Origin of the sequence: Pseudomonas sp. NFACC02 (assembly GCF_900110765.1) — a bacterium.
Lineage (GTDB): Bacteria > Pseudomonadota > Gammaproteobacteria > Pseudomonadales > Pseudomonadaceae > Aquipseudomonas.
Map to the genome: position 1 here is coordinate 208,672 of NZ_FOEO01000003.1, position 17,976 is coordinate 226,647.

A 17,976-nucleotide genomic window follows, 5' to 3' on the forward strand; every position below is an offset into this window, starting at 1 on the left:
TGGACCGATGTTTCTTGCTGGATTGCGTCTATTGTTTCTTCAGTCAATGGAACCCGCACACGGTGTGATCTCTAACCTGACATCGACGCACGCTTTTCAACCGCTTCCTGTTCCCCGTGCGAAGACAGCATTACGGATCAATGCATATTCCTGCCTGGCTCATCGCCCCAACGGGCGATGTCTGGCGATCATGGGCATACCGCTCACACGCGGGGTTTCATCAGGGGTTGAATATGATCAGCCGTCGTTTGTGCCGGTGCATGTCCATGACCGCCGTGCTGGTGGTGATGTCCGACGTTGCGCGCAGTGAGTCCGCTTGTGATCACCTCACCGCCACCGGCAATGCGGAATACCCTCCCTACCTGTGGCGAGATCCACACAACCCGCGACGACTGATCGGTGCCAATGCCGACCTGATCAAACACCTGGGCACCGCCCTGGGCTTGCAAATCGAGGTCATTTACGCAGGGCCCTGGTCAAGGGCTCAGGAGGAAGTGAGGGCGGGGCGCGTCGATATGCTGGCCGGGTATTTTCTGACCAGCGATCGTGAGCGGGCATTCAACTTTGTAAAGCCGCCGTTCCTGTTCACGCCGAGCATGGTCTGGGTGAGGAAAAACGAGGCGTTCCCGTATCACCAGTGGTCTGATCTGATCGGGCGCAATGGCGGCACGCTGGTCAACAACAGCTTCGGTCAGGCGTTCGACGATTATGCCAAGGCTCACCTTTCGCTTGAGGCGGTACCGACGGCCAGTCAGGCCTTTCAGAAACTCCTGCTCAAACGAAACGACTTCGTGATATTCGAGCAATACCCTGGCATGGCCCTGGCTGAAACGCTGGGGGTTGAGGCGGCCATAGAGGCCCTCGAGCCTCCGATCAGCAGCGAGGGGCTTTATCTGGCGCTGTCGCCCCGTACGGATTGCATCCCCCCGGCACTGCAAACCCGGATATCGGATGAGATGGAGAAGATCGTGTCGAGTCCTTTGCCTCAAGCCTTCGTGAAGTCGAACCTGGAGCTTTGGAACGCACAGCAACGGGACAGGGCGAATCCGTAATCCGAATCGATGGGGTAGAGCGTCGATCCGGGTAAACAGTGTCCCGGCTGGCGAAACAGGCGCCGTCCGATGACGAGGCGCCTCTGGGCAGGCCGGTCGATGAATCATCGGCCCACAATCAAGTCCTCAGGCTGCATCGTCAAAATGATCTTGCCGACGTTTTCCGAAGACTCCATCCGGCGATGGGCATCCGCGGCACGCGACAGGGGGAAGGTACTGTCGACGACGGGCTCCAGGCTTCCCGCGCCTTCGAACCGTTCGAGCCAGTGGTCGCGGAAACGTTTGATCATTGCGTGCTTCTGCGGTTGCGTGCGGGATTTCATGACGGTGCCGATGATTTGCAGGTGACGATACAGAATCTGCTCCAGCGTCACGTTCACGCTGCCCCCGCCGCCCAGGATGCCGACCTGGATCAGTCGCCCTCCCTTGGCGAGTGATGCGATGTTGCGTTCGAAGTAGGGTTTGCCCACGAAGTCGATGATCACATCCACCCCTTGGCCACCCGTTTTCCGGCCGATGACGTCGGCGAAATCCTGGGTCTTGTAGTCAATCGCGACATCGGCACCGAGGTGCTCGACGCGCGATAACTTGCTGCCATCGGTGGTTGCAAACACCGTGGCGCCCGTGGCGTATGCCAGTTGCACGGCGGCGGAGCCCACACCACCTGCGGCGGCATGAATCAGTACCGAATCACCTGACGTGAGCCGTGCCAGGTGCATCATCGCTTCATGTGCGGTGACGAAGACCTCAGGAATCGCCGCTGCGTGAACATAATCCAACTGAGCCGGAATCGGCATCGCCATGCGGTAGTCGATACGAGCCAGCTCGGCATATGCGCCGCCGCCCACGACACCCATGACCCGTGCGCCCACGTCGAAACCTTCAACGGCGCTGCCTTTTTCGATGACCTCGCCAGCGATTTCCAGGCCAATGATCGGGGAGTCGCCGAAGTCCGGACGCCCATAGCCGCCGGTACGGTGAGTCAGGTCGGCCCGATTGACGCCCGCCGCATACACGCGCACCAGCAGGTCGCTCGGGCGGACTTCCGGCGGCGGGGCGTCGCTGAGCTTAAGGACATCGGCGTCGCCAAATTCGGGGAAGAGGATGGCTTTCATGGTTGTTTCTCCGATTCATTGAGCGTGGCGTTGGCGATGGCCGACGCTGTGATGGCAGCGGGAAAGCCCGCGTAGAACGCCAGATGTGTGATGGCGGCCGACAGCTCTTCCCGGGTGACGCCGTTCGACACGGCTCGGCGCAGATGGGCTGGCAACTCTTCGGCGTGTCCGCCGGCGATCAGCGCCGCAACGGTGATCAGGCTGCGATCACGTTGCGAGAGCGCCGGGTCGCTCCAGATCGCCGGATAAAGCGTCGTGTCGACGAACTGCGAGAGCTTGGGGGTGAAGGCTCTGGCGGCTTCGCGAGGGCTACTGAAGTTGATGTTCGACATGATCGAGTCCTTACACCTGGCTGATGAATTTGTGGGTAAGGTAATGCTCGATGCCTTCGACCCCGCCTTCCGAGCCGTGGCCGCTTTCCTTCATGCCGCCAAAGGGCAGTTCAGTGGCCACGATGCGGTATTGGTTGATGCCGATCATGCCCGCCTCAAGGCCGTCGGCGACGTCGATGGCCGTGCGTGCGCTGGAGGTGAAGGCGTACGCGGACAACCCGTAGGGCAAACGGTTCGCCTCTTGCAGTCCATCGGTCAGTTCATCGAATGGCATCAGTATTGCGATGGGGCCAAAGGGCTCCTCATGCATGACGCGCGCGCTCATGGGGACATCGGCCAGTACGGTGGGTTCGAAGAAGAAGCCCTGGCCTGGCACGCGTTTGCCGCCCGCCAGCAGCGTGGCGCCTTTGGCCACGGCGTCTGCGACCAGTTCTTCCATCTTTGCCAGCTGCCGTGGGTTGGCGAGCGGTCCGACCTGGGTCTGCGGGTGCAGGCCGTTGCCGATTCGCAACGCCTGGGTGGCGGCGACGAAGCGCTCGGCGAACCGTTGATAGGCACCGCGCTGGACGAGAAAGCGCGTGGACGAGATGCAGACCTGACCGGTGCCGCGGAAGCGGTTAGCAACGCCTTCAACGGCGGCTTTTTCGACGTCAGCGTCCTCGAACACCAACACTGGCCCATGACCACCCAGCTCCAGCGTGATGGGTTTGACGCCTTCCGCAGCACGGGCAGACAGCAGTCGGCCGATCGGCACGGAGCCGGTGAACGTGACCTTGCGGATGACCGGTGAGGCGATCAGGTGGCTGGACACCTGGTCCGGCACGCCGAAGACGATCTGCAACACGCCTTTTGGCAGCCCGGCATCGTCTAGGGCACGGGCGAGTGCCAGCGCCGTTGACGGGCTCTCTTCACCTGGCTTGAGAATGACGCTGCAACCGGCGGCCAGGGCGGCGGACAATTTGCGGGCTGGGGTGATGGCCGGGAAGTTCCAGGGCGTGAAGGCAGCCACCGGCCCTATGGGTTGACGTTTTACAAGTTGCAGAACGCCCGGGCGATTGGCAGGCACGACCCGACCGTCAATGCGTCGCGCGCTTTCGGCGAACCATTCGAAATACTCGGCGGCGCGGGTGACCTCGTCCAGGCTTTCGCTGAGCGGCTTGCCTTCCTCGAGGGTCATCTGTGCCGCAATGTGCGTTGCTCGTTCCAGGATCAGGTCGGCTGCGCGTTTGAGGATCTTTGCGCGCTGATCCGGCACGGTGCGACGCCATACGTCAAAACTGGTCTGCGCAACGTTCAGTGCACGATCGAGGTCACTTGCGGTGGCCAGTGGCACGCGTCCCAGTTCAGCTTCCGTTGCGGGGTTAACAACGACAGCGGTGTCGCGGGCTTCGGCACCGATCCATTCACCGTCGATGAAAAGATAGAGCGAGTCGTAGGGCGTATTCATAGCGTGGGCCTTCATAGGGTTAACAGAAACCGGGTCAGTGGCCATTCAGTGCGGCGAGTGCCGCTGGCCTGTGCAACCGAGTCTATGGAGGACGCCCCGTTTGATTGAGCCCGCGGGGAGGAAATCATTGTTGTGTGCAAAGGAAATATCGGTGGCCATCGACCGATTGCACCCGTCGCGACACGCATTCATGATGGCCCGGCATTTCCACAACGTGAGCGCGAACGCAGACCGGGAAGGACAGTAGGGATGGACAAATTTTCAAACATGTCGGTGTACGTGAAAGTCGTGGAAATGGGCAGTTTCACGGCCGTTGCCAATCACCTCGATTCGACGGTGGGGAACGTGTCACGGGCGGTTTCCGCGCTCGAGACCCTGCTCGATGCTCGCTTGTTGCAGCGCTCGACGCGGCGGCTGTCGGTGACCGATGCGGGGCGTCGGTTTTATGAGCGCTGCACGAAAATCCTGGCTGACCTCGAGAACGCTGAAGCAGAAGCGGGCAACGCATTGCTCAAGCCCAGAGGCACGCTACGCGTTCATTGCGTCCCTGGTCTGGCGCGCCATCTGGTGACAGGCGTGGTGCTGGAATACCGCCGGGAATTTCCAGAGGTCACCGTGGACCTGTTGCTGTCCCAGCGGATGCCGAATCTGCTGGAGGACCAGCTGGATGTCTCGATCCTGATCGCCCGAACGCTGCCGGACTCCGCCTGCGTGAGCCGCAAGATCGGGGTCAGCCATTGCGTGCTGGTCGCGTCCCCGGAGTACCTGGCGAAACACCCGGCGCCCGTGGTGCCGGAAGATCTCAGCCAGCACGCGTGCCTGTTGCTGGGCACGGTGGATTACGCACGGGATGAGTGGCAACTCAGGAGCAATGCCGGCACCGCGACCTTTTTGCCGACGGGGCCAAGTTTCAGTGTGAACGATATGGACGCCATGGCGGTTGCGGTCCGCGCAGGTGCCGGCATTGGTCTGCTCGCGGGGTTCTCGGCGATAGACGACCTGCGCTCGGGAAGGCTGGTGCGTGTGCTGCCCGAGTACCACACTCATGAGCGCAACGTGTACGCGGTTTACACCTCCCGTCAGTACGTGGACGCAAAAATCACCTGTTTCATCGACGCGCTGAAAACACAGGTGGGTGGTGCGCTGGCGGCCACCGCGCAGGCGCTTATCGGTCAATGACGAGGGCAGGGCGCCAACCGTCCGGGCCGGATGCCAAAGGCATCGCAGTGGGCAAGGCGTTGGCTCCCGTGGCGTTCAAGATCGTGCCGCGCGGCCGGATCAGTCGCCGCCTCAGATTGAGCGTTGGTTGACGCGCGAGGACAACTGCTCGGCAGACTCTTTGCGTTCGGAGTACCTGTCCACCAGGAAGTCCTTGTGGTCGCGCAGCAGCAGGGTGAACTTCACCAGTTCCTCCATCACATCGACGAGGCGATCGTAGTAGGGCGAAGGTTTCATCCGGTTCGTGTCATCGAACTCCAGGTAGGCCTTGGGCACGGAAGACTGGTTCGGAATCGTGAACATGCGCATCCAGCGGCCAAGGACGCGCAACTGGTTCACCACGTTGAACGACTGCGAGCCGCCGCAGACCTGCATGACCGCCAGGGTTTTGCCCTGGGTCGGGCGAACGGCGCCCAGCGTCAGTGGAATCCAGTCTATTTGCGCTTTGAACACCGCCGACATCGCACCGTGCCGTTCGGGCGAACACCACACTTGACCCTCCGACCACTGCACCAGGTCTCGCAACGCCTGGACCTTCGGATGCTCGACCGGTGCATCATCGGGCAATGGCAGCCCGGTCGGATCGAAAATGCGCGTTTCGGCCCCGAAGTGTTCAAGCAGACGCGCTGACTCCTCCACCAGCAATCGGCTGAATGACCGATCACGGGTCGATCCATAGAGCAGGAGAATGTGTGGTTTATGAGTGCTCGTCTGGCGTGTGGGGGATTCACTGTCGAACAGGCTGAGATCGAGGTTGTGCAATTCTTCTGACATGACGGCGTCCTGATTAAAGCGTTCCGATTTTATCCAGTGCGTGCTTGAGTGCTTGCCGGTCGATCGAGGCGAAAGGCAGTGCAAAGAAGGCCAGGCAGCGTCGTTCGATCCGCGTCAAGGTCGCCATGAAGGCCTCGTTGATGGCGGCCTCGTCACCGGTCACCTCTGATGGGTCTTCAAGGCCCCAATGAGCCTTCAGCGCAGGGCCGAAGTAAACGGGGCAAGGTTCCCCGGCGGCGCTGTCGCAGACCGTGATGACGATGTCCGGCGGGCATTCGCTGAAGGCTTCAGAACCTTTGCTGCCGAGCCCCGTGGTTGAAATGCCGGCGTGCGCCAACGTGCTCAGGCTGCGGGGCAGCACCTGTCCCTTGGGAAAACTCCCGCAGCTCACGGCTTCGAACCCTGCGGGTGCCAAGTGGTTGAACAGCGCTTCGGACAGGATGCTGCGGCAGCTATTGGCCGTGCACATGAACAGAACTCGCATGTAAAGCTCCTGCCGCCGGGGGCGGGCGTCAAAGGCTCAGGCGTCACGCCGGAGCAGAAAAGGGAGGTCGGGAAACGTTTCCCTCAGCAGCAGACGGATTCGCGCACGGGGCGTCCGTCCATGTTCTGCAAACGGGCGGCGTTGATTCGGAGCCATTCGGTATTGGCCAGCACGATCACGTCGAGCATGTCATTCACCCATGTTGGAAGCTGCGGGTTGAGGCGGTAGTACACCCATTGGCCCTGACGACGGTCGAGCAGAAGCCCGTTGCTGCGCAGTTGCGCGAGGTGGCGACTGATCTTCGGCTGGCTCTCGTCCATGGCGCACATCAGCTCGCAGACGCACAGCTCACCCTGGCTCGCGATAAGGAGCGTGGCACGAGCGCGTGTTTCATCCGCCAGGCTTTTGAAGAGTTGCGAAGGGGTGATCATGGGGTGATAGCTCGTACATATGAAAATCCGAATATACGGATTTCCATATGTCTTAACCAGCCCTGAGCGTCAAAGGTCTTGATCCAGCGTTTAGATAACACCGAACGAACTAAAATTTGACTGTCTGGTCAGGATAATCAGCGACACCTGCTTCCTTCAGCCTCCCGACACGAGCATCCCCTATGCACACTTACTCGGTTAACTACCTGTTCAACGACGAACCCCGTACTCACACGTTCGAGCTCCAGCAATCTCGATTGCCCGTCCACGAAGCCGCGATGCATCTCCTGCAGCTGCATTTCGGCGATAACGAAAACAGCCTCATGATGCCCAACGCGGACGCCACCCCCGAAGAGATGCTGGAGCAGGCGCGGGTGGTCGGTATTACTGGTATAGACGTCGTCGGTTAGACCCTTTATCACGTGTTGTCATACAACGGTATTCATGGAGTTGAGCTCGGCGTTCGCTGCCTATGGCCGTGGCTGAGGCGTGCAAGGGGCGAAAGTCAGCCCTTTGCGCCTGGACGCCGACGTTCTTCCCGATTGACAGCCCAGTAACGGAATCGATATAAGAATCGTTGTACGACGACAGATGATCATTCCTGATCACGCCCAACTATAAAAAACAGTGTCGGCCTCCAACATGAAATCGACTTGCTTGCTCATCTCATTCACCGCAGCACCCAACGATCCGGTTCCGGCCGCCTGTCGCGCGTTGGCGCCCTCAAAGGTCTCGCCTACCACCTCGTAGCACCTCCCGCACGTCTTGATTCAGGTCCCAGAGCCTGAAATCCGCACGCGCGCGCTCCCGGTGTCGTCGAGCGATCATCACCCGAATCCAAACAATAAAGTGATGCCATGAACCTGAACGAGTCCACTCATCCGCAAAGCGTCAGTCAGTCTGCCGTGATCAGCAAGGCCGTCGGCAAATACCGCTGGACGATCTGTGCGCTGTTGTTTTTCGCCACCACGGTCAACTACCTGGATCGTCAGGTGCTCAGCCTGTTGGCGCCGGATCTTTCGACGCAATTTGGCTGGACTAACACCGACTACGCCAACATCGCCTCGGTGTTCCAGTTCGTCTACGCGATCGCCATGATCTTCGCCGGTCGTGTCGTCGACAAAATCGGCACCAAGACTGCCTACATCCTGGCGATCGGCATCTGGTCGACCGGTGCGGTGATGCATGCGTTCTCGGTGCCGCTGGGGGAGGGGATCGCCTCGGTGTGCGGGGCATTCGGCCTGGCGGTCATCCCGGTGTCCATCGCGGGGTTCATGCTGTCGCGTGCAGTGCTGGCCATTGGCGAGGCTGGTAACTTTCCGATCGCGATCAAGGCGACTGCCGAGTACTTTCCCAAGAAGGAGCGTTCATTTGCGACCGGTATCTTCAACTCCGGCGCCAACGTCGGCGCGATCACCGCGCCGATATGTGTACCGCTGATCGCCAGCGTCTGGGGTTGGGAATGGGCATTCATCGTGATTGGCCTGCTGGGGTTCGTCTGGCTGGCGGCGTGGATGGCGTTGTACGAAAAGCCGGAGCAGCAAAAGCGCCTGAGCGCTGCGGAGCTGGCGTACATCCGCAGTGATGAAACCGCCGACGTTGCTGCCAGGCCTGTGTCGAGTGCTGACGAGAAGAAAGTGTCGTGGTTCAAACTGCTGACCTATCGCCAGACGTGGGCATTCGCCTTCGGCAAGTTCATGACCGACGGCGTGTGGTGGTTTTTTCTGTTCTGGCTGCCGACCTACCTGTCGGCGCAGTACGGCATGAAAGGCCAGGCCATCGTGATCCCGCTGTTCGTGCTGTACAGCATGACCATGGTTGGCAGTATTGGCGGTGGCTGGTTCCCCAGCTACTTCATGGCCCGTGGCGACAAGCCGTACGACGGCCGCATGAAAGCCATGTTCGTGATTGCGCTGTTTCCGCTGCTGGTGTTGCTGGCGCAGCCGTTGGGGTACATCAGCTTCTGGATACCCGTGCTGTTGATCGGCATCGGCGCTTCGGCACACCAGGCCTGGTCGTGCAACATCTTCACGACGGTATCCGACATGTTCCCGCAGAAGACCATCGCTTCGGTGGTGGGGATCGGCGGCATGGCGGGTGGTTTCGGCGGCGTGGTCATGACCAAGATCGGCGGTTGGGTGTTCGACTACTACAAATCGATCAACGACATCCACACCGGCTACATGATCATGTTCGCCATCTGCGCGTTGGCCTACCTGGTGGCGTGGAGCGTGATGAAGGCCCTGGTGCCACGGCATAAAGAAATCACCGACCTGTAACAGCCTGCCTGTGTTCAGGCCGGGTGTGAGGTGTCATCCGCACGGGGCAATCAGCAGGTTGGGGCCTGCGGTTGTTTCTGCGTTGAGTCTTCGCTAGCGTTAGCGGCATCGCCCGATGCCGTTCAACATTTCAAGACAAAGGAAGACCCATGTCCACCCTCAGCTTTCGCCACCCCACGGGGGCAGACGCCCCACGCTGCTTCGAAATTGAATCCACGGCTTACGAGGGCGACGAAGCCGCCACGCTGGAAAAGATCGCCACGCGGATCGAGCAATATCCGCAAGGCTTTTTGATCCTGGAAGAGGCCGGGCACATCGTCGGCTTCATCAACAGCGGGTGTGCCCATGATGTCGTGATGTCGGATGAAGACTTCAAGGAGCTGGTAGGCCATTCGGCGGATGCGCCAAACGTGGTGATCATGTCCGTGGTGGTCGACCCCGCCTCGCAAGGCAAGGGCTACGCGACGCTGTTGATGCGCGAGTTCGTGCGGCGCATGAAGGCGGCGCACAAGCAAACCCTCCATCTGATGTGCAAGGAGCAACACGTACCGTTGTACACGCGCATGGGCTACCGCTACGTTCAGCCATCGCCCTCCGACCACGGCGGGATGGCATGGCATGAAATGGTCATGGAGCTTGAGGGTTAAGCCTGGCTGTTCATCAGTTCCCGCACGCGAGACGCGAGGGCATCCACCCCGAACGGCTTGGTCAACACCCACATGCCCTCACCGAGTGGACCGTTGCCGATGACCGCCGTTTCGGCATAGCCCGTGATGAACAGCGTCTTGAGCTGCGGTCGGGTTTCTCGTCCCGCGTCGGCCATCTGCCGTCCATTCATCCCGCCCGGCAAGCCGACGTCGGTGATCAACAGGTCGATGCGCGCGTCGGACTGAAGCATCTTGAGCCCTGCAGCGCTGTCCGGCGCTTCCATCACCGTGTAGCCGAGCTCCGTCAGAACATCGGTCAGCAACATGCGCACCGTGGGTTCGTCATCGACCACCAGAATGGTCTCGCTGGCGCAGGCGCACGCGCCTTGCAGATGGCCGGCGTCCACGTCGTCGATGATGGCCTCGCCCTCGTAGCGAGGCAGGTAAATGCGCATGGTGGTGCCTTCGCCGAGGGTCGAGTACGCCCGAACTTGCCCGCCGGACTGTTTCGCGAACCCGTAGATCATCGACAATCCCAGGCCGGTGCCCTGGCCTATGGGCTTGGTGGTGAAAAAGGGGTCGAATGCCTTGGCCACGATATCGGGTGACATGCCGGTGCCCGTATCGGTCACCGACAGGGCGACGTATTCGCCCGCGGGCAGGTCGAGTGCTGCGGCGATGTCGCCGTTGATGCATTGATTTTCCGTTTCTATCGTGATGTTTCCGCCGTCGGGCATGGCGTCCCGGGCATTGATGCACAGGTTCAACAGTGCGTTTTCCAACTGCCCGGCATCCACCAGCGTTGGCCACAGCGTGGGCGCGCCGATGGTGTGGACCTCAATACCGGGGCCGACGGTGCGTTGGACCATTTCGGTGATGCCGACCATCAGCGTGTTCACGTCGGTCGGCCTGGGGTCCAGCGTCTGGCGGCGAGAGAAGGCGAGCAGGCGGTGGGTGAGTGCAGCGGCACGTCGAGTGGCGGCTTGCGCGGCCTGCATGTATTTGTCGACTTCCCCGGCCCGCCCTTGGGCGATCCGTTGGTTGATCAGCTCCAGCGAGCCAGAAATGCCGGCCAACAGGTTATTGAAGTCGTGGGCGATGCCGCCGGTCAGTTGCCCGACCGCTTCCATTTTCTGCGACTGACGCAGTTTTTCTTCCGCCTGCATCAAGTCGGCGGTGCGCTCGATGACGCGCTGCTCCAGGGTTTCGTTGAGTGCCCGCAGCGCTGCGGTGGCACGGTCGCGCTCGCGTTCGACGGAGCGGCGTTCTTCCACGTCGATAAGCACACCGGGAAAGCGCAGCGGCGTGCCGTCGTCAGCCAGCTCCACCCGGCCGTTGGCTTCGAGCCAGTAATACCGACCGTCCGCACGCCGAACCCGGTACTGGTGAGCGTATGCACCGCCGCGACCGATCGCCTCGGTGATGGCGGACTTGAGAGCGTCTCTGTCTTCGGGGTGAACGGTGGCGATCACCTGCTCAAGGCTCAGCCCCTCGCGGCCCAATGCCGGGTCCAGGCCAAACGCCTGGGCGAAAGCTTTGTCCACGGTGAAACGGTCTGTAGGCAGATCCCAGTGCCAAGTGCCGATGATGGCGCCAGCCGCGAGGGCAAGCTGCACACGCTCGACGTTTTCCCGCGCAAGCGCTTCGCTGATCCGAAGCCGCTCTTGCGCGTCACGCCGCTCGGTGACGTCACTGAAAAAGATCGCGATCTGTCGGTCAGCCGGATCACCGACCTGAATGGCTTTCACGTCGAACCAGCGTTCGAAGTGACTGGCGTAGTTCTCGAAGTTGGCGGGTTCGCCGGTCTTGGCGACGTGGCCGTAAGTCTGGAACCAGAAGTCCTCCAGGTCGGGCGCGAATTCGGTGACCCATTTGCCCCGCAGGTTAACCCCGGCCTGTCGTTCAAAGGCCGGGTTGGCCTCGACGAAGCGGTAATCGATGGGGCGGTCGTCGGCGTCGTATTTGACCTGAACGATGGCGAACGCCGCTTCGATGGTTTCCAGGATGGTCCGGAACCGCTCTTCGCGTTGTGCCGTATTGTCGAGCGCCGCGCGCAGGCGAATGACTTCGGCCTCCAGCGCTTCTTGCGTCAGTTTTTCCAGAGCAGCCCCCGATCCACGCATCGCTCATTACTGTGCTTGTAATGAAATCAGAAAGCGTCAGAAGTTTCATTCACGCCATGAGACGCGCACGCGTACGAAGCACGCGTCGTGGATCCTCTCGACAGGCTGAACCCGGCACTGCCGTGATCAGGCCTGCGAGGCGGTCGTCGAGGCTTGATCGGTTTCAGCAGCCAGCTTCAAACGATCCGCCTTGCTGATGTACTTCTCTTTCTTTGGCGCGAGCTTGGCACTGGCCTTTTTGGCGTGGGCCTGCAAGAGCTGCTTTATCTTTTTGCGGCGGTTCATGGGCGCCCTCGATGTTCAGATGCTGAAAATCACGGCACCTTACGGAGTCGGATGATTGATGTCCACGGTCGGCTGGGCTGACCGATAATCCTGAATCGCTGTGCCAAACCCGGCCCGGACGGCTGGGTTTCCGATCTGCTCCACCATTCGGCGACCTGAAGCGATCCGTAGTGCATTCGTTGCCAGGCTATTACCGGCGTTGAAAGGCACGCAGAGCAGGCATTGGATCCAATGAATTCGCTTTATCGACTTCAGACGAAAGGTAGTCACAGACTATTGATAGAATGATGGCGCAATGACATATTTGCGCGGTCTTTCACTCTCTCCCCCGTGTGCAAAATGCGCTCCTTAAAGTCACTTGTTGCGGCCTCCGTGCTGCTCAGCGGGTGCAATGGAATGCCAGTCGCTTTTACCCAGGATCCAGTTTATGACCAAGCGTTCGTCGTCCATTCCGGCGGGCCGCTTCCCTATATGTTGATGGGCACGGCGGTGCAGTGGAATGAAGAGTACGCCGTCACCGTCAAGCACATTCCCTACGTGCCGGGTGCGGTCTACCAGGGGCAGGGGGACATCCAGTTTTTCCGGCACAAGGCCAATGGCGCTCCACTCTGGCGTGGATACACCCCTGGCGAGGCCGTCACTGCGGTGGGTTACAACTCGCTGTACATGTCGGTGAAGGGCAGTGGCCATGCCTTGCCCGCGATGGTCCGGATGGACACCAGGGAAGGCAATGTGCTCTATGGCACCCATGATGGCCCGGTCGCTAAAGGCATGTCGGGTGGGCCGGTGTTCGGCGCCGACGGCAAGGTAATCGGCATCACCGTGGCGTTCCTGTCCTCCGGCGATCTGGCTGCACTCAAGCGCCCGGACCTTGCCAGCCAGCCTCGGGTCAGCATTTTTCTGCCTTACGCCGAGATCAACCGCGAGTGGGGCCGTTACCTGGCACAGGCCAAGCCGGTGACAACGCCACCGACTCACCTTGCCAGTCGCTGATCAACGCTCGCGCAAGGCTTCGCGGGCCCGGTTCAACGGCTTGATCAGGTAATCCAGCACCGTCTTCTGGCCGGTGCGGATATCCACCGTCGCGATCATGCCGGGCACGATGGCGAAGGTCTTGCCGGCCTTGTTGCGCAGCACATCCGAGTCCGTCCGGATGTACACGCGGTAGTAGAAAATCTCGGGTTTGACCTCGTCCTGGATCGTGTCCGGGGAAATCGTCACCACCCTGCCGTCGAGACTGCCGTAGATCGAGTAGTCGTACGCGGTGATTTTCACCTTCGCTTCCTGGTCCGGGTGAATGAACGCAATGTCGCGCGGTGAAATCCGCGCTTCGATCAGCAGTTGTTCGTCCAGCGGCACGATCTGCATCAGTTTCCCGTTCGGTGGAACCACGCCACCGATGGTGGTGACTTCGATGTCCTTGACGATACCCCGCACCGGCGAATGCAGCGTCAGACGTGAGAGTGAGTCGCTGCGTCCGCGGATCACGGCCACCAGCATCTGCGCTTCGGCATTGGCTTTGGCCAGGTCTTCGCGCGCGCGCACCATGTAGTCGGAACGGGCTTCGGTGGCTTTGAGCTCGAGCTCGGAACGCTGGCGATTCAACCGCAGGACTTCCACCCGGCTCGACGCACCGATCTTCGCCAGATTCTCGGTGATCTCCAGTTCGCTGCGCACCAGTTTGAGTGAGCTCTGAATACCGTCCAGCGTGTCCTGCAGGCCCTTACGGCGGGTCGTGTACAGCTCGGTTTCGGCGCGGATGAGCTCGGGGTAACGGTTCAACGAAGCGTCGAATGAAAGGGGCTTTTCACTGACTTCCGCTTGCAGTCGATTGACGCTGGCCAGCGCCGCCCGGTACTTGGCTTCGCTTTCCCCGACGTTGGATTCGGTCTTCACCGCATCGAGCTGGGCCAGGACCTGGCCGCGCTCTACCAACGAGCCTTCGGTGACGTTCATCTCCTTGATGATGCCGCCTTCCATGGACTGAATCACTTGCTCTCGGGAACTGGGAACCACCTTGCCGGTGCCGGTGGAGACTTCCACCACTTCGAACCACGCCGCCCAGGCGAGGAAGCACGCGATCATCAAGGCGCAGCCCCAGATGACCCTGACGCCGCCGGCGATGCTGCGCTCGTCGCGGCCGTCCAGGTAGGTGATCGAGTCCGGCAAGCGCGGCGTGTGTTCGGCGGTCAACGCTTTCATGACGGTGCTCCTTGCGGCTGCCGCAATCGCGCGAGCGCTGCGTCGCGGTGGTCATCGATCACGATCCGGCCGCTGTCCAGCACGATGATGCGCTCTATCAACTGCAACACGCTGACCCGGTGAGTGGCCACGATCAGCGTCCGGCCCGTGCACCAGGTGGCGAGTTTTTCCAGCAGCAGGCGCTCGGTGATGTCATCCAGCGAAGCGGTCGGCTCGTCCAGCAGCAGCACCTGCGGCTGACGGATCAAGAGCCGCGAAAGCAGCAGGCTCTGACGTTGCCCGCCCGACAGGCCGAGGCCGCCCTCGAGGATCAGGTGGTCCATGCCCTTGGGCATCTGCCGCACGAAATCCAGCGCGCCGGTGACGGCGAGGGCCGCGATGATTTCCTGGTCGCTGGCCTGCCCGGCACCGAGGGTAATGTTGTCGCGCAGCGTGCCGTGAAACAGCCGCGCCTGCTGCGACATGAGGCCCACGTCACGACGCAGGTCAGCGGGATCGATGTGGGCGAGGGCGATGCCGTCCAGCGTGGTTTCGCCCGTACTCAGGTCCATGGCGCCGGCCAGTGCCTGAAGCAGGGTCGACTTGCCGGCACCGTTGCGCCCGAGAATGGCGATCCGTTCGCCGGGGCGTATCTTCAGGTCAATATGGCTCAACGCGGGGGAGGATTCTTCGCTGTAGCGAAAACCCGCTTGACGCAGCCGGTATTCGCCGCGAATCGCGGGCAGGTGCACGCGCTGGCTGCCTTCGGGATGATCCACCGGCATCTGCATGATCCGGTTCAGCCCCTGTAACGCGACTTTGGCCTGCTGCCAGCGGGTCAACACATGGGTCAGTTGCGCCATGGGGGCCATCATCCGCGACGACAGGATCGACGCCGCCACCAGGCTGCCGGTGGTGAGGTCGCCGGCAATCACCATCGGCGCGCCAAACACGATGACCACCGCGAAGACACCGCCCTGAACGTTCTGGGTCCAGGTCACCAGACTGTTGGTCAAGGTGCGCAGCCGCAGGCTGCTGTCGGCTGAGGCGGCGTTGTAGTGATTCCACTGCTGCTGAAAACGCTGCTCGGCTTGCAAGGCCTTGATGTCGTCCATGCCTTGAACGCTTTCCACCAGCATGGCGTTGCGCAGGGCAGCCTCGCGCATCGATTCATTGGCCAGTTTCGCCAACCGGTGCTGCGCCAGAATGCCCGGCACTACCATGGCGACCAACGCGAGCAGGGGAATGAGCACCAAAGGGCCGCCGATCAGGTAGAACACCAGCAAAAACAGGAAGAAGAACGGCATGTCCGCCAAGGCCGTGGCGGTGCTCGAGGTGATCAGGTCGCGAATCTGTTCCAGCTCGCGTAACTGCGAAATGAATGAGCCGGTGGATTTCGGGCGAGCCGAGTTGCGCAGGCGCAGGGCATGGCCGAAGACCAGGTCGGACACCCGCAAGTCCGCGCGTTTGCCGAGAATGTCGGTGATGCGCAGGCGCATGATGCGCATCACGAAATCGAACACCAGCGCGAGCATCACCCCGCCGAACAGCACGTACAGGGTCGGCAGCGATTCGGCGGGAATCACCCGGTCATAGACCTGCATCGAGAACAGCACACCGGCCATGCCCAGCAGGTTGGCCACCAGCGAGGCGAGCATGACCTGGCTGTAGGGGCGCAGGTCGCTGAGTACGATGCGCCTGAACCAGTGCTCGTCGTAGGGCTTGATGTAATCGTTGGTGCGCACATCGCTCAAGGGCTGGATCGGGCGCAAGATCACGGTGCGCACGGCCTGATCCGCGAGCGCAGCGGGTTCGACGCGGCTTTGCAGGCCTTGATCGCCGCTGTAGGCAATGCCCAGTTCGCCACCTTCACCGACGCTCTCGATGACGCCGACCTGACCGTCTTGTAATTGCACCAACAAGGGCGTGCGCCAACGGCTCAGGCTCTTGTGGTCGTAGTTGGCGAACTTGACGCTGAGCCCGGCCTGTCGCGCCATGTGCCGGACCACTTCCTCGACGCGGCCCTCACTGTGAATCGACGCCAGGCGCACGCTTTCCGGAGAGACGTCCAGCCGGTAATGCCGCGCGACGTTTAGCACCGCTTCCAGCCAGGGCGAGTAATCCTGATGCGCCGTGTCGGCCTGCACAGGTTGAGCGATGACGATGGGATCGGTCATGGCAGGATCTCCACATGCTGGATGGTGCTGTGATCGATACCGAATGCCCGGCGCAACGCGCCACTGTTGTAGAGACAATCGATTTGCAGGCGACGCAGGTCAGCCTGGGTGTTGGCCAGATCGAAGCGCGACTGGTGGATCTCCTGCTCGGCGTTGAGCAGATCCAGCAGCGGTCGCGTGCCCAATTCAAGGTATTGCCGGCCGTACAGCTCCCGGGCTTCTTTGATGGTGGTTTCGCGGAACGCCAACGAATTGAGACGCCGCGTCAGACCGGACGTCTGCGCCTGGGATTCACTCAAGCCCTGACGCGCCTGCAACCGAGCGGCGTCTTCGGCGGCGTCGGCCGCCGTCAGCGCATAACCGGCCGCGCGGCTGCGGGCGCTGATGGCGCCGCCCTGGTAAATCGGCACTTCGAGATTCAGGAAAATCCCGACCTGGGTGCGGTCGATGGCCGGGTTCTGATTGTTGTAGTTGTTGTCCAGGTACTGGTTGAACGAGGGCTCCAGTGACAGCGTCGGATACGCCTCGGCCCTGGCCTGAGCGAGTTCGGCCTGAGCCTGGGTGCGTTGGGCGACTGCCTGCAGTACGGCGGGCAGGGCGTCGGTCATCACGGGCGTGTTGCAGGCCTGGTTCAGCGCGTCCGGAAAGGCGTCCGTTACCGGCGGGGAGGTCTGTCGCCCCAGAAGATTGGCGAGCGTTGCCTGCCAGCGCGCGTATTGCGCCTTGAACTCCTGCAATGTCGCCATCCCGCCCTCCGCGCGAGACTGAGCCTGAACCACATCGGAGCGGGTGCTGGCGCCCATGTCGCTGCGCTGTTTGGCCAGATCGACAATGCCGCCAATCCCCTGAATCTGTTGGCGGGCGATGTCGATCAAACGCTGATAGCGCTGCACTTCAACGTACGCGAACGCGGTGTCGCGACTGACCTGGTCGATCGCCAGCAGAATACTCGCCTGGCTGCGCGCGGCCTTGGCCTGGGCGGCCTCCACGGCATTTGAAACCTTGCCGAAGTCGTACAGCATCTGCTTCAGGGAAATGCTCACCGACTGGCTGCTGGCATCGCTGCCGTAGCCGCTGTTGTACCCGCCCTTGATGCCGCCAGCGATTCGCGGGTAATAACCGGCCTCGGCGACGTTGATGCCCTCGGCCTGTTGATACAGCGTGCCGATGGCCTCGCTGATGCTGGGGTGCCAGTCCACCGCCAGCCTCACCGCCTGTTCAAGCCCCAGGGCCTGCGTGTCTTCTTTGCCCGGCACTGCGGCAACGGGCGACTGGCTGCTACGCGGTTTCGGTTGTTTGTCCCCCGGTTGATGTTGCATCCGGGAGGGGCTGATGCTGCGCAGCCCCGGATCAATGTCTTCGTCTGCCAGCGCTGGCAGATGGATCAGGTGTTGCAGGCCGAGGGTCAGCAGCACCATCGGCCATGGGTGA

The 17,976-nt window shown here is 61.5% G+C and carries 17 protein-coding genes; 6 read left to right on the plus strand and 11 right to left on the minus strand.

Annotated elements, in window-relative coordinates; all coding sequences use genetic code 11:
* Positions 1–233 precede the first annotated feature (233 nt).
* Positions 234–1,052 carry a substrate-binding periplasmic protein gene (locus BMY73_RS04680; protein ID WP_092405359.1) on the plus strand — a complete coding sequence of 273 codons (819 nt, stop codon included), beginning with the start codon at positions 234–236 and terminating at the stop codon, positions 1,050–1,052.
* A gap of 104 nt (positions 1,053–1,156) precedes the next feature.
* Here BMY73_RS04680 and BMY73_RS04685 read toward each other — a convergent pair whose 3' ends face one another.
* Genes BMY73_RS04685 through BMY73_RS04695 form a run of 3 tightly spaced genes read right to left on the minus strand, consistent with a single transcriptional unit; the run spans position 1,157 to position 3,946 of the window.
* Complete coding sequence (locus BMY73_RS04685; RefSeq protein ID WP_092405361.1) at positions 1,157–2,167, minus strand: NAD(P)H-quinone oxidoreductase; 1,011 nt, start codon at positions 2,165–2,167, stop codon at positions 1,157–1,159.
* Positions 2,164–2,499, minus strand: a complete 336-nt coding sequence (locus BMY73_RS04690; protein ID WP_062382246.1) for a carboxymuconolactone decarboxylase family protein — start codon at positions 2,497–2,499, stop codon at positions 2,164–2,166. The genes BMY73_RS04685 and BMY73_RS04690 overlap by 4 nt, the downstream gene beginning before the upstream one ends.
* Positions 2,500–2,509: 10 nt before the next feature.
* On the minus strand, positions 2,510–3,946 hold the full coding sequence (locus BMY73_RS04695; protein ID WP_092405363.1) for an NAD-dependent succinate-semialdehyde dehydrogenase: 1,437 nt from the start codon (positions 3,944–3,946) through the stop codon (positions 2,510–2,512).
* Between the two features lie 249 nt (positions 3,947–4,195).
* On the opposite strand from BMY73_RS04695, the gene BMY73_RS04700 reads away from it, so the two are divergent.
* Positions 4,196–5,125, plus strand: a complete 930-nt coding sequence (locus tag BMY73_RS04700) for a LysR family transcriptional regulator (RefSeq protein ID WP_092405365.1) — start codon at positions 4,196–4,198, stop codon at positions 5,123–5,125.
* Between the two features lie 111 nt (positions 5,126–5,236).
* Here the strand turns inward: BMY73_RS04700 and arsH are convergent, their stop codons facing one another.
* From arsH to BMY73_RS04715, 3 genes are all read right to left on the minus strand, one after another.
* Positions 5,237–5,938 (minus strand): arsenical resistance protein ArsH, encoded by a 702-nt coding sequence (gene arsH, locus BMY73_RS04705; RefSeq protein WP_092405367.1) that lies wholly within the window; start codon positions 5,936–5,938, stop codon positions 5,237–5,239.
* Positions 5,939–5,951: 13 nt separating this feature from the next.
* The gene (locus tag BMY73_RS04710) at positions 5,952–6,422 is read right to left on the minus strand and encodes an arsenate reductase ArsC (RefSeq protein WP_092405369.1); all 471 of its coding nucleotides are present in this window, start codon (positions 6,420–6,422) and stop codon (positions 5,952–5,954) included.
* A gap of 83 nt (positions 6,423–6,505) precedes the next feature.
* Complete coding sequence (locus BMY73_RS04715) at positions 6,506–6,853, minus strand: metalloregulator ArsR/SmtB family transcription factor (RefSeq protein WP_092405371.1); 348 nt, start codon at positions 6,851–6,853, stop codon at positions 6,506–6,508.
* 182 nt (positions 6,854–7,035) lie between these two features.
* Here BMY73_RS04715 and BMY73_RS04720 point away from each other — a divergent pair, with 182 nt between their 5' ends.
* The 3 genes from BMY73_RS04720 (at position 7,036) to BMY73_RS04730 (ending at position 9,779) form a co-directional block, all read left to right on the plus strand.
* Entirely contained in the window at positions 7,036–7,263 is a 228-nt protein-coding gene (locus BMY73_RS04720; RefSeq protein WP_092405373.1) for a hypothetical protein, read from the plus strand.
* 447 nt (positions 7,264–7,710) lie between these two features.
* A complete protein-coding gene (locus BMY73_RS04725) occupies positions 7,711–9,132 on the plus strand; it encodes an MFS transporter (RefSeq protein ID WP_092405375.1) in 1,422 nt (473 codons plus the stop codon).
* 149 nt (positions 9,133–9,281) lie between these two features.
* Complete coding sequence (locus tag BMY73_RS04730; protein WP_092405377.1) at positions 9,282–9,779, plus strand: GNAT family N-acetyltransferase; 498 nt, start codon at positions 9,282–9,284, stop codon at positions 9,777–9,779.
* Here BMY73_RS04730 and BMY73_RS04735 read toward each other — a convergent pair.
* Together BMY73_RS04735 and BMY73_RS04740 are read right to left on the minus strand one after the other, a co-directional pair.
* Positions 9,776–11,902 carry a hybrid sensor histidine kinase/response regulator gene (locus BMY73_RS04735; protein ID WP_092405379.1) on the minus strand — a complete coding sequence of 709 codons (2,127 nt, stop codon included), beginning with the start codon at positions 11,900–11,902 and terminating at the stop codon, positions 9,776–9,778. The genes BMY73_RS04730 and BMY73_RS04735 overlap by 4 nt on opposite strands.
* Before the next feature lie 126 nt (positions 11,903–12,028).
* Complete coding sequence (locus BMY73_RS04740) at positions 12,029–12,187, minus strand: DUF2986 domain-containing protein (RefSeq protein ID WP_082060829.1); 159 nt, start codon at positions 12,185–12,187, stop codon at positions 12,029–12,031.
* 396 nt (positions 12,188–12,583) lie between these two features.
* Between BMY73_RS04740 and BMY73_RS04745 the strand changes: the two genes are divergently transcribed.
* Positions 12,584–13,180, plus strand: a complete 597-nt coding sequence (locus BMY73_RS04745) for a trypsin-like peptidase domain-containing protein (protein ID WP_082060830.1) — start codon at positions 12,584–12,586, stop codon at positions 13,178–13,180.
* On the opposite strand, the gene BMY73_RS04750 is transcribed toward BMY73_RS04745, so the two are convergent.
* The 3 genes from BMY73_RS04750 to BMY73_RS04760 are packed head-to-tail and all read right to left on the minus strand — an operon-like array spanning position 13,181 to position 17,963.
* Entirely contained in the window at positions 13,181–14,389 is a 1,209-nt protein-coding gene (locus BMY73_RS04750; protein ID WP_092405381.1) for a beta-barrel domain-containing protein, read from the minus strand.
* Positions 14,386–16,545, minus strand: coding sequence for a type I secretion system permease/ATPase (locus tag BMY73_RS04755; protein WP_092405383.1), 2,160 nt, complete (start codon positions 16,543–16,545; stop codon positions 14,386–14,388). Before BMY73_RS04755 ends, BMY73_RS04750 begins: the two co-directional genes overlap by 4 nt.
* Positions 16,542–17,963 carry a TolC family outer membrane protein gene (locus BMY73_RS04760; RefSeq protein ID WP_092405497.1) on the minus strand — a complete coding sequence of 474 codons (1,422 nt, stop codon included), beginning with the start codon at positions 17,961–17,963 and terminating at the stop codon, positions 16,542–16,544. Before BMY73_RS04760 ends, BMY73_RS04755 begins: the two co-directional genes overlap by 4 nt.
* Positions 17,964–17,976 lie beyond the last annotated feature (13 nt).

Coding starts and splice junctions, on each gene's coding strand:
- arsH (WP_092405367.1), bottom strand. CDS start 5,938: ATGTCAGAAGAATTGCACAACCTCGATCTCAGCCTGTTCGACAGTGAA.
- BMY73_RS04700 (WP_092405365.1), top strand. CDS start 4,196: ATGGACAAATTTTCAAACATGTCGGTGTACGTGAAAGTCGTGGAAATG.
- BMY73_RS04745 (WP_082060830.1), top strand. CDS start 12,584: ATGCCAGTCGCTTTTACCCAGGATCCAGTTTATGACCAAGCGTTCGTC.
- BMY73_RS04680 (WP_092405359.1), top strand. CDS start 234: ATGATCAGCCGTCGTTTGTGCCGGTGCATGTCCATGACCGCCGTGCTG.
- BMY73_RS04730 (WP_092405377.1), top strand. CDS start 9,282: ATGTCCACCCTCAGCTTTCGCCACCCCACGGGGGCAGACGCCCCACGC.
- BMY73_RS04710 (WP_092405369.1), bottom strand. CDS start 6,422: ATGCGAGTTCTGTTCATGTGCACGGCCAATAGCTGCCGCAGCATCCTG.
- BMY73_RS04750 (WP_092405381.1), bottom strand. CDS start 14,389: ATGAAAGCGTTGACCGCCGAACACACGCCGCGCTTGCCGGACTCGATC.
- BMY73_RS04695 (WP_092405363.1), bottom strand. CDS start 3,946: ATGAATACGCCCTACGACTCGCTCTATCTTTTCATCGACGGTGAATGG.
- BMY73_RS04720 (WP_092405373.1), top strand. CDS start 7,036: ATGCACACTTACTCGGTTAACTACCTGTTCAACGACGAACCCCGTACT.
- BMY73_RS04740 (WP_082060829.1), bottom strand. CDS start 12,187: ATGAACCGCCGCAAAAAGATAAAGCAGCTCTTGCAGGCCCACGCCAAA.
- BMY73_RS04725 (WP_092405375.1), top strand. CDS start 7,711: ATGAACCTGAACGAGTCCACTCATCCGCAAAGCGTCAGTCAGTCTGCC.
- BMY73_RS04760 (WP_092405497.1), bottom strand. CDS start 17,963: ATGGTGCTGCTGACCCTCGGCCTGCAACACCTGATCCATCTGCCAGCG.
- BMY73_RS04690 (WP_062382246.1), bottom strand. CDS start 2,499: ATGTCGAACATCAACTTCAGTAGCCCTCGCGAAGCCGCCAGAGCCTTC.
- BMY73_RS04685 (WP_092405361.1), bottom strand. CDS start 2,167: ATGAAAGCCATCCTCTTCCCCGAATTTGGCGACGCCGATGTCCTTAAG.
- BMY73_RS04715 (WP_092405371.1), bottom strand. CDS start 6,853: ATGATCACCCCTTCGCAACTCTTCAAAAGCCTGGCGGATGAAACACGC.
- BMY73_RS04755 (WP_092405383.1), bottom strand. CDS start 16,545: ATGACCGATCCCATCGTCATCGCTCAACCTGTGCAGGCCGACACGGCG.
- BMY73_RS04735 (WP_092405379.1), bottom strand. CDS start 11,902: ATGCGTGGATCGGGGGCTGCTCTGGAAAAACTGACGCAAGAAGCGCTG.